11 protein-coding genes are annotated in these 13,028 nt (G+C 49.8%); 3 read left to right on the plus strand and 8 right to left on the minus strand.

All coding sequences use genetic code 11. The features are described 5' to 3' along the window. Nucleotides 1-463: 463 nt before the first annotated feature. The 3 genes from KCR01S_RS22975 to KCR01S_RS22990 all read left to right on the plus strand — a co-directional run bounded on the left by KCR01S_RS22975 (nt 464) and on the right by KCR01S_RS22990 (nt 5,142). The gene (locus KCR01S_RS22975; RefSeq protein ID WP_072003737.1) at nt 464-1,858 is read left to right on the plus strand and encodes a DUF262 domain-containing protein; all 1,395 of its coding nucleotides are present in this window, start codon (nt 464-466) and stop codon (nt 1,856-1,858) included. Further along, nucleotides 1,851-3,842, plus strand: a complete 1,992-nt coding sequence (locus KCR01S_RS22980) for a DUF262 domain-containing protein (RefSeq protein WP_061285203.1) — start codon at nt 1,851-1,853, stop codon at nt 3,840-3,842. The genes KCR01S_RS22975 and KCR01S_RS22980 overlap by 8 nt, the downstream gene beginning before the upstream one ends. 179 nt (nt 3,843-4,021) lie before the next feature. After that, nucleotides 4,022-5,142 (plus strand): IS3 family transposase gene (locus tag KCR01S_RS22990; protein WP_156478807.1). Its coding sequence is split into 2 segments (ribosomal slippage): nt 4,022-4,280 and nt 4,280-5,142, totalling 1,122 coding nucleotides; the frame shifts between segments, so codons are not numbered across the junction. A gap of 205 nt (nt 5,143-5,347) precedes the next feature. Here KCR01S_RS22990 and KCR01S_RS22995 read toward each other — a convergent pair. From KCR01S_RS22995 to KCR01S_RS23030, 8 genes are all read right to left on the minus strand, one after another. Next, nucleotides 5,348-6,253, minus strand: coding sequence for a fimbrial protein (locus KCR01S_RS22995; protein WP_061285206.1), 906 nt, complete (start codon nt 6,251-6,253; stop codon nt 5,348-5,350). Between the two features lie 16 nt (nt 6,254-6,269). Next, nucleotides 6,270-6,773, minus strand: a complete 504-nt coding sequence (gene fimG, locus KCR01S_RS23000) for a type 1 fimbrial minor subunit FimG (RefSeq protein WP_061285207.1) — start codon at nt 6,771-6,773, stop codon at nt 6,270-6,272. A gap of 12 nt (nt 6,774-6,785) precedes the next feature. Next, complete coding sequence (gene fimF, locus KCR01S_RS23005) at nt 6,786-7,313, minus strand: type 1 fimbrial adaptor subunit FimF (RefSeq protein WP_061285208.1); 528 nt, start codon at nt 7,311-7,313, stop codon at nt 6,786-6,788. 10 nt (nt 7,314-7,323) lie between these two features. Continuing rightward, the gene (locus KCR01S_RS23010) at nt 7,324-9,960 is read right to left on the minus strand and encodes a fimbrial biogenesis usher protein (RefSeq protein ID WP_061285209.1); all 2,637 of its coding nucleotides are present in this window, start codon (nt 9,958-9,960) and stop codon (nt 7,324-7,326) included. A 72-nt stretch (nt 9,961-10,032) separates the two neighbouring features. After that, entirely contained in the window at nt 10,033-10,737 is a 705-nt protein-coding gene (locus KCR01S_RS23015; protein WP_061285210.1) for a fimbria/pilus periplasmic chaperone, read from the minus strand. A gap of 56 nt (nt 10,738-10,793) precedes the next feature. Continuing rightward, nucleotides 10,794-11,333 (minus strand): type 1 fimbrial minor subunit FimI, encoded by a 540-nt coding sequence (gene fimI / locus KCR01S_RS23020; RefSeq protein ID WP_061285211.1) that lies wholly within the window; start codon nt 11,331-11,333, stop codon nt 10,794-10,796. A gap of 68 nt (nt 11,334-11,401) precedes the next feature. Continuing rightward, a complete protein-coding gene (fimA, locus tag KCR01S_RS23025; protein WP_061285212.1) occupies nt 11,402-11,953 on the minus strand; it encodes a type 1 fimbrial major subunit FimA in 552 nt (183 codons plus the stop codon). A 158-nt stretch (nt 11,954-12,111) separates the two neighbouring features. After that, nucleotides 12,112-12,678 (minus strand): hypothetical protein, encoded by a 567-nt coding sequence (locus tag KCR01S_RS23030; RefSeq protein WP_061285213.1) that lies wholly within the window; start codon nt 12,676-12,678, stop codon nt 12,112-12,114. Nucleotides 12,679-13,028 lie beyond the last annotated feature (350 nt).

The raw sequence follows: 13,028 nt of genomic DNA on the forward strand, positions 1-13,028 counted from the left end.
AAGAACCCAGCCTATGGCTGGGTTTTTGCTTTCTGGGATTCTGGTAGATTTCTGGTCATTCTGACCACTAATGTCGCTGCTTTACCTCTTGAGCCCCATCTGAGTATCTCCCTTTAGCGACAACTTACTCTTCCGGTCACTGTACCAACCTCTGCTGGTCTTCACGCTGCCAATAAACACTATTTCCTGCTGGTATACCTGCTGGTGAATTGATCACAGCAAAGCAGCATCCGGTCTTTGTCCGGTCAGGAAGAGTGAAGCATCATTGCTTTCTTTTGTGTGGCCCTATGATGCTTGAAATTTCAAATACTTAGTATCATGATACCAACAAATATGAATCAAAAAATCGAATCTGCCCATGGCAGATTGAGAACTTGTGGGCTATCTCTGGTGCTTTACCTGCATAAAGCTTCAGCTAAGACATCGGGGCGATGTCTTAGATCTACATTCAGAAGGAATTCATGTGACTGTTAGTGTAGCAATATGCTCTGTAGCTGACCTGCTTACAGGTAAACAAATTAAAACCGGTACATGTGACACAATCAGCAGCAATTTTTCTATACCAGAGTATCAACGCCCTTATATATGGCAAGATAGGCAAATCGCGAGGTTGTTAAAGGATATAGCGGAACACCAAGCCCATTCAAGCACTATGCCCTATTATTTAGGTAGTGTCATTTTGCATGCTGATGGTGAGAGCCTTAATATCATCGACGGTCAGCAACGCTTGACCACTTTAGCATTAATGGCTCATCTTAATGGGCAATTTACTGATTTTTCGATGCATTATAGCTCACCAATTAGTCAACGGCAGATAGTGCATAATCTTGCCTGGTTAAAACAGCATTCTGGCGAGTGGCTAGAATTGATTGATTTTAATCTATTGCAGTTCTCACTAGTCATCACTCGTTCTGAAGATCAAGCCTACCAATTTTTTGAAACTCAAAATACTGGAGGTGTACGTCTGAATGGCGATCAAATCATCAAAGCACACCATCTGCGAGCAATTGGCGAAAAAGATAAGCTATCCATTGATCGCTTTGCCAGGCGTTGGGAAGCACTCGGTGATTTGTCTAATATTGTTGATTTACTGGTTAGAGGGCGCTACTGGCAGTATTTGCATTTTAGAGAATATCCGCAGCATAACCAGAAGGCGCTAATTAGAAACTGCATTGTCAATGAGTTGGCAGAAAACACGGGTAAGGGAGAAGATACTGCCTTTGGTCGCATCACTCGTACTTATTCAGCTAGCGGCACAGAAAGTTTATCTCAAGCACAAGTGGGATATGATTTAAGGCAACCCCTCAATAGTGGTGTAAATACTATTCACTACCTTCAGTATTTTGAAAAACTTCGTCAAACTTATCTACTGCACGGTGAAATGAGCTCAACACTAAAAGGATTCAGTGATTTTTATAATCATTTCATTTGCAAACTAGAAGGCTGTAGTTATCTCAAACAACTACTGGATACTGCACTATTGCTTTATATAAGTCAGTTTGGTCAAATAGATTTAGAAGTGGCTGCAAAAAAGCTATTTAGGGTTATTTATTCGCGTCGCATTGAGAACCAAACCGCCGTAAAAGAAAGGTCAATACCTGCTTTTATACAAGAAACACCAGTACTTGACTGGATTGCAACAAGTTTTACGGTCGAACAACTTTTTTCGAAGCTGGATGGTTTTGACTTAAAGGTGAATAGCAATGGACTCGGCGAGGATGACAACACTGTCAAAAAACGCTTTGTTATACGCGTGATAGAGCATTTTGACCTATCAATCAGTCAAAGTAATTTTAAAACACAATTCGGTCCTGATTTTGATAAATATATAAAAGGCTTGGAGGTCAGAAATGGATAAGGAACAAGGTGTTAAAACGGAGATTCTAACACTAGAAACTGTGCTTAATAAAGGCTATCAGTTTTCAATCCCAAGCTATCAACGCCCTTATGTTTGGAGTGATGATGACGTATTACTGCTCTTTAATGATATTAAAGATGCTTGCTTTGCTGGCGACAAAAATTACTTCATTGGCACTGTTCTTTCATCCTTGCTGGAACAAAACACTCATAAAATATATGAACTGATTGATGGTCAGCAACGCACAACAACTTTGATGCTAATTGCTATTGCTTTTAAGACTGCTGGTAGCAAGACTCTTTTGACTGATGTGATTGTATATGAGAATAAACCCAGGTTGCAGTTTGCAATTCGAGAGCAAGTCCAGAATTTATTGGGAAGTCTTGCTGGATTAAAACCCTTTGAAAAACCGTCTGATGAATCGATTGCACAAAACCACTACCTTAAGCAACTAGATATAGCGCTAACTGTTTTAACCAAAGAAATCGCTAAGCTTAAACAGCAATCGGCGCAAAATTTTGAGTTATTGGGAAAATATATTTTTAGCCAAGTACAATGGGTAAATAATGTTGTTCCCGTCCAAATGGATCTAAATCGCTTGTTTGCCACGATGAATACAACCGGCATTCAGTTAGAGCAAACAGACATTTTAAAGGCAAAGTTACTAAAGCGAATTAAAACACATAAATCGCAATATGAAGCAATTTGGGTTTCCTGTGAACATATGGAAAACTACTTTGAAAGAAATGTTAGAAAAACATTTAAAAAAGTTGACTGGAAAAATATTCAACCGCAAGAGCTTTCTACATTTAGTTTAAATAAATTCACCATTACTGAAGAACCAACGAAAAAAAATGACTCAGGATTATCCATTGCTCAACTTGCTGAACAAATTGAGAGTCAATTTACTCCAGAGGACACAGTACCAGAACAATTCGAATCAGATGAGTTGGATATCGAGACAGTATATTGTCGTTCAATCATTGGTTTTCCTTTGTTACTTATTCATGCTTATCGTGTATTTCTTGCATTGAATGAACAAAAAGATATCATTCCAAGACTGCATAGTGATAGGTTACTTGAAATCTTTGAGCCACTTATTAATTCCGATGAATGCACAGTAAAAGATTTCATAGAAATGCTTTGGCAAGTACGCTACCAGTTTGATACATGGGTTGTTAAATGGGTCGAAAAGGATGATAACCTAGATGCGCATCTTGCATTAGCTAATGTTTCTCGTAGCATCTCCAAAGGGAAATACTACTTAAACCGGTCTCCTAAACCATTAAGTGACCTGGTAATGCTGCAAAGTGTTCGTAATTTTACTGGTGAACGCAGTGCGCAATATTGGTTAACACCATTTATTGCATCACTGATTCGTAGAGAAGTTGGCGGCACAGAAGATAAACGCGCATGTCGGATACTTGAACGCATTGATAATCGAATGTCTCTTGCATTAGACAGCCAAAAAGAGGCAAGTTTTAAACAGGCTAAATGGTTAAAACCTAAGACTAAACCCTGGGATGAACTGGTAACATATTTCAACGAATCGCATGGTATCGGATTTGAACACTATTGGTTCCAAAAACTAGAATATATACTATGGAAATCATTAAATAATACCGATCTGCCAGAAAAAGATCTAATCAAATTTGAACAATATCGTATTACTTCTAAAAACTCCGTAGAACATGTTCACCCACAGCAAGAAGAATATGGTAATAGACTCACTGAAACACCTTTAAACTCTTTTGGTAACCTAGTGCTATTAAGCCCTGGAGATAATTCATCTTATAGCAATCAATCAGTCGCAAAGAAAAAAGCAGACTTTGAAGCCAAACCTCGATTTGACTCGTTAAAATTGAGAGCTATTTTCCGCTCCAAGACTAACTTTGATGAGGGTTGGACTGAAAAAAATATTAAAAATCATAAAAACGCGATGATTAAGTTGCTAACAGAGCATTACGGAAAAAATTCTGAATAGCATACCTAAATACAGGTCAGGAACGTTTACCAGAACGGGGCTGTTCATCAGATTAAAATCTGGTGACAGCTCGACCTGATTGCAGGCTTGATTCATGGCTTGCTATCCTGACCTGCTCCCCGTTGATTAATACACCGCGATGTTAGTAATGTCTTCATTAGCCACATGAGGACATCCCCATGAAGAAGCGATTTTCCGACGAACAGATCATCAGTATTCTCCGCGAGGCAGAAGCCGGGGTTTCGGCCCGGGAACTCTGCCGCAAGCATGCCATTTCAGACGCCACCTTCTACACCTGGCGTAAGAAGTTCGGTGGCATGGAAGTCCCCGAAGTGAAGCGGCTCAAGCCACTTGAAGAGGAGAACGCTCGTCTCAAGAAGCTACTCGCTGAAGCCATGCTGGATAAGGAGGCGCTTCAGGTGGCCCTGGGCCGAAAGTTTTGACAACAGACCAGAAGCGGGAAGCCGTGGAAGTCATGTGTGAGACAACGGGTTTGTCGCAACGCCGTGCCTGCAGGCTGACTGGTCTGTCACTTTCAACCTGCCGTTATTCGGCTCAGCGTCCGGCTGCTGACGCACAACTGTCTCTACGCATCACAGAGCTGGCACTTGAACGCCGCCGGTTTGGTTACCGGCGCATCTGGCAGTTATTGCGCCGGGAGGGCCTTCACGTCAACCACAAGCGCGTTTACCGCATCTATCACCTTAACGGTCTGGGTGTAAAACGCAGGCGCCGCCGTAAGGGTCTGCCGACTGAACGGTTTCCGCTTCTTCGCCCGGATGCGCCGAACCTGACATGGTCGATGGATTTTGTCATGGATGCACTTGCCAGCGGCCGCCGGATTAAGTGCCTGACCTGTGTGGATGATTTCACGAAGGAGTGTCTGACGATCACCGCCGCTTTCGGGATTTCAGGTATTCAGGTCGCGCGTATTCTGGACAGCATTGCGCTGTTTCGTGGATATCCTGAGACGATAAGAACCGATCAGGGCCCGGAATTTACCTGCCGCGCGCTGGATCAATGGGCCTTTGAACATAGTGTTGAGTTGCGCTTAATCCAGCCGGGCAAGCCAACTCAGAACGGATTTATTGAGAGTTTCAACGGTCGCTTTCGGGATGAATGCCTGAATGAGCACTGGTTCAGCGATGTTCTTCATACCCGGAAAATCATTAATGACTGGCGGCAGGATTATAACGAGTGTCGACCTCATTCATCGCTGAATTACCAGACGCCATCTGAATTTGCAGCAGGCTGGCGAAACGGGAAGCATGAAGAAAAATCAACCGACATTACTAACTGAAGGTTGTATCTAATACTGGGGGCAGGTCAATCGAACTGAGTTCGATTATTCGCCGCATAGCGGCTCACCCCTTCGGGGCCAACGCGACAAGCGCGTTGTTCAACGCCTGCGGCGTAAGTCCGAGTCCGGGCACCACTCATTAAAGACCCCGCCAAAAGGCGGGGTCTTTGCTTTCTGGGGCGAGCCCCCTATCTACCCTGCACCATCACTGATACACAAACGTCACGCCAATAATCGACTGCACGTTGCCTGCCGTAACCTGCCCCTGGGTGCGCGCATAGTTTGCCGTTAACCCAAGGCTCACCGCCGAGGTGCTGACCGTGCCTAGCGACACGGTACTGTTCGCCGGCACAATGCCGCCGTTACGCGTTAGCTGCACGCCAATTCCCTGTGCTGGTGAAGCGGAGGCGGTATTAGTAAAGATAGAGTTCGCGGCATCCGCCGTCGTTCCCGAAAGGTAATAGGCCAGCTTTTGACTTTGTGCGCAGTAGACCGTCAACGGGATCGCCGTGGAACCCGGATAATCCGGTAGCGTCACCGTCACATTGCGCGCCGAAACGTCGCAGCCGCCGGTGGGTACCACCACATTGTTGTTGGCATAAATGTTCCACACAAACTGGAAGTCATCGGCGTCTTTATTGTTCGTCTGCCGCAGGATCAGCACCGCAATCAGCGTCCCCGCGGTAATCGCCACGCCGCCCGCAGAGCTTATCGGCGTCAAATACAGTACGGTTGGCCACGGCTTATCGGTTTTTGAGTTGTAAGTGAGACGTGCGGTTTCCGTGGTGGTCGGGAACGGGTAGCTCACACCGTTGTATTTCACCGTTCCCGAAAAGCTCGCCAGGATGCCGCCATAGGCAGAACCTCGCTGTAGCGTGACGTAGTCGGTAATGGTGTCCGGATAATCGTTATGGCAGAAAATCTGCGTTGAGAGATCGACCACCAGGTTTTGTCCAACGCTCACCGCTGGCGCCAGATCCACGTACACATTGGCGCTGCCGCCGCCAATCGGTATCGTTGCCCCACTCGCCGTTTTACAGGCAAAAGACCAGGCATTCAGCGACCAGCCCATCAGCAGCAGCGTGGTCAGCAGGGTTATCATTTTTTTCATCAACGTTCTCTCCTGGTCAGGCGTAGGTATAGGTAACATTAATCACCGCCTGAATGGTTCCCTGGGTCGCGCCACCGTTGACCGACAACGCTCTGACCTGCAGTGGGAAATGGGCGGACTGCGATGCCTCATCCACCTGTACCGAGGTTGTGGCACCGGTATTCAAGGTGTTGCCGCTGTTATCCTGTAGCTCGAGCTGGATGTTCTTCGCCGTCCCCTGATTTTGGTAATAACCGGTGCTGTCTGACGTCCCGCTAAAGCTAGCGGTCACCCGCGAGGTGCCCACCGGGCAGTTGCTGAGATCGAGACCGACGGTATGCCATGCCGATGATGATCCCGCAGCGATCAGGCTGAAGGTATAGAGATCGCCAAGCTCGACGGTGGCGTTGACGGTGGAGACCGTGCAAGGTTTTGCCACCACTTTGCCATTGACGGTGATCGTCACGTCCGCCGCTCTCGGTGCAAAGGAGGTGACGGCCAGCGCGGCGGCCAATAGCCCTCCGATAAGGGTTCGTTTCATCAAAGCCTCCGCTTACTGAAACTCAAGGGTAAACGTCGCCGTCGCGCTCACATGGCCCGGGGTCACCGGCACCTGCGTCGCCATCAGGCGGGCGTAAAAGTTGAGCGAATTGCTCTGACCCGGCGTTAACGTAGTCCACGGAATTGACGACGATGCGGCGTTAATCGGCAGCGTGGTTTGCTGGCCGTTGAGGATCTCAATCCCCATTCCCGCCGCAGCCGAAGTCCCGCTATCGAGTTTTAATAAGCGGGTATTGCCGTTATCACTTACGCCGATAAAACCGACCTTCACCGCCGTGACCGCGTTACCGCACGGGGACAGCACAATACGAAATGGCACCGGCGGCGTGGTCGTACCGACAGCGCTAAACTGTTTGGCCGCGTTATCCATCAGGTCGACGGTAAAGTCTTTGGATTCGCCCGCCACCGCGCAGCCGTTGTCTTTGACGTAACCGCTGATGGTGATGGTGCTGTCGGCGGCGCTGGCGCGTGCGGCCGACAAGGCGAGGAAAGCGCCCAGCAGGGCGCCGAATTTGCTCATGATCTTGTCCTTAGTGACATACCGCTGAGAGCTGGCTTAGCATCTGTTGCTGGCTCTGCACCGGGACGCGGTAGTTCGCCGTGCAGCTGGCTGCCGCCCCCTCTCCCCATTTAACCCGCACCTTGCCTTCCGCCGGCATACCGCTTAAATAGACTTGGCCGTTATCCGCAACAATGCTGCTATTCTGGTTATTGTCGGCGGTCACCACCGCACCAAACGGTACCGGTTTGCCGCCACGGGTCAGGGTCATCAACAGCTTCATGCCGACCTGCGCCTTAAACTCCGCACGCACAATCGCACCGTGGGTAGGCACCACGTTGACCACCGCATCGTCCAGATCGACGTTATCGGCAAGGGTATTGGTGTCTAGCGCAACCCGGTTTTCCCGGTATTCAGTGGCGTAAGGCAGCACGGCATATCCGCGCCAATCGGTCCGCACGCCGGTCTGGTTTTCGACTTTTGTGCCTTCAGCACCCGGCGCTTTAATCAGTACCACCGTGTCATTGAGCGGCTGACCAAAGGTGATGCCATTTGCATGGGCGAGCACCCCGCCGCTCATTCCGTAATAGAGCTGCTTGATGCCATCGCTGTGGCTGTAACCCACGTTAGCGTTGCCGTACCCACCGCGATAGTTCAGCGCGGCATAGCCCGAGCCACCGCTATTGCCCTCGCCGCCCCCCAAATAGCCGGTCTGCACGCTGTAGCTGAGGTTATTGTCTTCCAGCACCGTGCCGTACAGCCCGGCCAGATTGGTCATCCGCCCCTTCATATCATTAGACATGCTGTAGCTGGCGCTGGCCTGCCGCCAGGCGGAGGTGTTGTCCGAGCGCATCCAGTGGCTGAACGGAATATTCACGTTGACCGCCAGCATCTGATCGCGGCCCTCCTGCCAGGCGCTTTTGGTCAGGCTGTAGCTTAAGGTCCAGTTGATATCATCGACGGCAGTATTCAGCCCAACCTGGAGCTGTTCATCCGCATTGCCGGTTCCCCAGTAGGTTTGATGGCTGCCGCTCACGTAGAGCGTGGCGGTGCGCCCGAGCTGCTGCGTCACGCTCATCTGCACTTTGCCGCGTTTGCTGTAGGCCAGGTTGTAGTAGTCGGTGAATTTCGGCTGCACATGAATCACCCCATCCTGGGTTTCCACGTCATAACCGCTCATGCGACGGTAGGCGGTATCTGCAAAGCTGAAATAGCCGCGCGTGGAGTACCGATACCCCACCAGTTGAATGTTGGTGCCGAGTTCGCTTAGCGATTTGTTATAGAGGAAGCGCACCGACTGCCCCTGGTGCTTGCTGTCGTCGGGAAGCGTGGCGTTGGCCTGGGTAATATCCATCGATAGCGCGCCCCAATCCCCCATGTTTTTCCCCAGCCCCATGTTAAAGGCGCGATAGCGATCCGCTAGCTGCGTGCCGCCATACAGCGTCCACCCCGCCGGAAGCCCGTGCAGTAATGTGCTTTGGAAGAATGAAGGCTCTTCCTGCTGCTCGTTTCCGCTGCGATATTCTCCGGCGGTGATGGCGTAGCGAGTGTGGCCTTCGCGCTGCAAGACCGGTACCGAGGAGTACGGCACGGTAAAGTTTTGGCTGCTGCCGTCGGCTTCTTTTATCGACACCTGCAAATCCCCACCGTTACCGGCGGCGTAGAGATCGTTAATGCTAAAAGGCCCTGGCGGCACCGTGCTGTGATAAATCTCGTAGCCGTTTTGTTTCACCGACACCTGGGCGGTACCGCGCGCAATGCCGTGGATCACCGGCGCAAAACCCTTCTGGCTGTCCGGCAGCATGTTGTCATCGGAGGCAAGCTGTGCGCCGCGAAAGTTAATACCATCAAAGACGTCGCCGTTGGTGTAGCTATCGCCCAACGTCAGACGCGAGCGTATCGGCGTGATATCGCGTTCAAGCCAGGTGTTGACGTGCTGCCATTTGTTTTCATTGCTTGCGGAACTGCCGCCGCTGGTATAGCTCCAGGTCGAGTTATCGCGCAGCCGCCAGGCACCGAGGTTGACGCCGCTTTGTAGGTTCAGATAGGCGTATTGGCTACTGCCACCGACCGCGTTGTCGACATTGTTGCCGGTGAAGTTGTAGTTCAATAGCCCGGCATTAATCCCGTTATCCCATAGCTCCGGCGGAATATAGCCACGCGCCTGGTTACCCATAAAAGCCTGAGGGATGGTCAGATAAAGCCGCTGCTGGCCCACGTCTAAACGGATCGTGGCGTCTTTTATCATCTCCGTGAGCGGTACGCAGGTTTCGCTCGCCAGCGCGTTAATGCCGCTGACGGCCGCCGTGTTAAGCCCCATGCTAACGAGCTGCCCACGCGTCAGGCACGGCATCAGCCCATGGCCATTCTCACCCGCGCTAAAAGTGACATCGCGGGTGGTCATATAGCCACCATTCATATAGATATCGACGCGGTAAGTCCCCGGCGGCAGCTCTTGTCCCTTCTCAAAGCTGGACAGGTCGGCCACTGCCGCCGGATCGTCGGCGAGAAATCGCGGGTTAAAATAGAGCTCCGCCTGCACCGGAAAGATTGACGTCGCCAGTAACAAAATCAGGAGGTGCTGCGCAACTGCGCGAGTCGAAAGTGAAACGGAGCGCCGCATGCGCAGGGACTCCAAATGGTCGAGTCCAAATTTCAGATATGACATGGTCCCTCCGGTTCGAAAACGCCCGGCTGTCAGTTCTTATTTTATTAATGGGGAATACTGGGTTCCCCTTCGTTATTGCACGCTGCCTTTCATACGCGGAGTAAGCGCGCCGTAGTCATTGATGGTCTTGTAGGTAATGTCGCGTCCGGCATCGGCCGGTAATTTCACCTGGGTTTCCCCCATCGGCGGTACCAGCGCATTTTCCAGCACGCGCGTGCCCGCATTCAGTTCAGTCACCGTCAGGTAATAAGGGGTCGGATTCACCAGCGTGAGGGTCCCTGCTCCGCGACGAAACGTCAGTTTTTCCGCAGCCTGATCTGACGACAGCGCCAGCTTGGCGGGACGGTAATAAAGTTTGATACGGCTGATAATGGCTAATTGCAGGGTGTTATCCCCGAGCTTGGATTTGTCCATCGAGGGGATCGCTTTGACGTTCATCCAGAACAGACTCTCCCGGTCCTGCGGCAGCTGATTATTGGTGGCATCGAGAATACGCAAGGTGTTCTCCTTTTTACCCTGCATCGCGAACAGCGGCGGGGTTACCACAAAGCGCCCGTCTTTCACGCCATCAGCGTTCTCTACCCAGGATTGAATCAGGTAAGTGCTGCTGTCATCGTTATTGGTCACCGCCAAGGGCACCTGCTTTTGTCCGGCGGGATAAATCACGCGGGTTGCGCCCAGCGCCACGCCGGCCTCTGCATGCGGCGCCATTCCGATGGCGGCGGCCATCAGCACACCAGCCAATGCGCTACGCGCCGTTGCCCATCTGTTTTTCATGTTTACCCTTGTTGTACTCACCGTTATTTCCTGTCTTCGGTCTGACTGCTGATTAATTACTGATAGGTCAATGAAAACCAGGCTTGGGCATTCGCTATCCCGCCGGTGACCTGGCGCTCCGTCGAGCGATATTTCGCCACGAAATGCAGCGTAGTCGGGCCGTCATAAAGCTTTGCCCAACGCGTTGGCTCACCGTTTAGCGGTATCAGACTGCCTTCGCTATCAAATAAGGCGACGCCAATACCGGTGGCGATTCCGGCACCTTCCCCCACCGAAAGCACATCGGGATCCTTGCCATCGGCAACGCCCTGAAAGGACACGCCAACGTGCTGGCTGACTTCCGTATTGCAATCCACGAGATGGATATCAAACGCAACGGGGCTGGCATCTTCTCCCGCCGCCCGAAAGCGCTGGCTGCTGATTTGCCCCATATTCACCGTCATCAGACGATCGCCGGCATCGACGCTGCAGGCCTCAGCAATAATCTGTCCCTGAAAGCGCATGCCCCCGCCCGGGACCGTGACGTTCCAGCGATTTCCCGCGAGCACGGCCGTTGGCAGCAGTAGCAACACCAGCCCCAACTTCACCCTTCTCATTGTTATCACCTCCGTTCCATCGCGGATAACGAGCCGTCCTGGCTCAGATGGCTTCCATGCCCCATCAATTACTCGTATTGCACTTTGAAGGTCGCGTCAGCGTTAGCGGTACCGGCAGTGGCCGCACCCGTTGCGTAGTAACGAGCCTGGAACGGAATGACGTTAGTGCCATCGTTAAGGGTGGTCGCTGCACTGAAGGTTGCACCGTCGAGTGCCAGTGGAGTACCTTTGTTGTCGAGGATCTGCACGCCAACGTTGGTCGCGCTGCCCGCTGCGGAACCCTGCAGAGCCAGAACGGTATTGTTGGTGGTATCTACCGCATTACCGGAAAACGCTACGGACGCTTTGGTGGAAACGCTGGTGTCGCAGTCGTCTAACTGAATGTTGAAGCCAACGGACGAGCTGGTACTGCCAGCCGTTGCCAGTTTTGCCGAACGAACCTGGCCCATCTGCACGGTCTGATCGACAGAACCCGCATCAACCGCACAGGCGGCGTTAACGACTTCACCTTTGAAGTGCACAGTACCGCCGTTGACCGTGGTGGTATCAGCAGCCAGTGCCGCCGTCGAAGCCAGGGACAGAGCAGAGATGACAACCAGCGCAGCTTTATTAATTCCCATGAAACCAACTCCTTTTTAATTGAAATTGAGAATAATATTCTCGTTTTTTGAAAAGCAATGCGGGCCCTGAACGGCAGATAAATTATCTGTCGCGCATAATGGGTTTATGCGAAAAAAACGCCTCTACAGAAATTTGACCTGGATCTCAGATGCTAGAATCACCATCTCCGGTTTAACTTGGAAATATCCAGATAAAATGACATTGCGGCTGCGTTATTCCCTCTCAGGCCAAACATTTTTTTCGTTTTTTGTCTTAAATAATAGATATGTTTTTCATTAAACCCTGCCATCTCGTTTATTTGCGATACCGAGTAGCCTTCACAAAAATAACGAAAGACAATACGCTCCCGCTCAGAGAATTCTCTCTGATTGAAAATAGTTTCACTTGCCTCATAGAGGCATGAGTACAGCTCTGCAAAGCCTATTTTCTCAGGGATGAGCCATGGGAACGGCCCCTGAAAAACATATCCGGAAGAAACATCCATCTTGTATAACAGTATGATTCGGCAATGAGAATCGCGCGAAGCTAATAAACTGAGTATGCGGTGTCTTTCTACGATGTCAGTGATATAAAGCACGATCACATCACTGGTGGATGTTCGTAAGTAACACTGCGACTGCAATTGCCAGGAGTGGATTATTGCAACATTACCATCCTGAATAACTTCATCATCTTGTAATGCCAAAAGGAAAAAACTGTTATCCGAGATAATACACTGCCTCATATATTACCCCAACATCCTGGTCAGAATTTATTTAGCATCCGTTTCCCATAATGCTAAAACCCTACTATCCAAATGCCGGGTGATTATATACACAGCTGCATTGCATCGTCAAAAACGATCAATTAATTGTTACTGATAGATACTGTCTATTAATTCAAGGAATATAGATCGCCTTGATCGATCAATTATTTAATAAAAACAGGCAGATCAAGCAAATAGACAATTTTATTTTAGGATTATTCTAATAATAAGAAGTTATTCGTATTGCTGTGTATCAATAATGAATTGTAATGTTATGTAAACATCATGTTCAACTTCATAATTTAACTTAATTGTTACACATCGGTTAA

Origin of the sequence: Kluyvera cryocrescens NBRC 102467 (genome assembly GCF_001571285.1) — a bacterium.
Lineage (GTDB): Bacteria > Pseudomonadota > Gammaproteobacteria > Enterobacterales > Enterobacteriaceae > Kluyvera > Kluyvera cryocrescens.

Coding starts and splice junctions, on each gene's coding strand:
- KCR01S_RS22980 (WP_061285203.1), top strand. CDS start 1,851: ATGGATAAGGAACAAGGTGTTAAAACGGAGATTCTAACACTAGAAACT.
- fimG (WP_061285207.1), bottom strand. CDS start 6,773: ATGAAACGAACCCTTATCGGAGGGCTATTGGCCGCCGCGCTGGCCGTC.
- KCR01S_RS23015 (WP_061285210.1), bottom strand. CDS start 10,737: ATGAAAAACAGATGGGCAACGGCGCGTAGCGCATTGGCTGGTGTGCTG.
- KCR01S_RS23030 (WP_061285213.1), bottom strand. CDS start 12,678: ATGAGGCAGTGTATTATCTCGGATAACAGTTTTTTCCTTTTGGCATTA.
- KCR01S_RS22995 (WP_061285206.1), bottom strand. CDS start 6,253: ATGAAAAAAATGATAACCCTGCTGACCACGCTGCTGCTGATGGGCTGG.
- fimA (WP_061285212.1), bottom strand. CDS start 11,953: ATGGGAATTAATAAAGCTGCGCTGGTTGTCATCTCTGCTCTGTCCCTG.
- fimI (WP_061285211.1), bottom strand. CDS start 11,333: ATGAGAAGGGTGAAGTTGGGGCTGGTGTTGCTACTGCTGCCAACGGCC.
- fimF (WP_061285208.1), bottom strand. CDS start 7,313: ATGAGCAAATTCGGCGCCCTGCTGGGCGCTTTCCTCGCCTTGTCGGCC.
- KCR01S_RS23010 (WP_061285209.1), bottom strand. CDS start 9,960: ATGTCATATCTGAAATTTGGACTCGACCATTTGGAGTCCCTGCGCATG.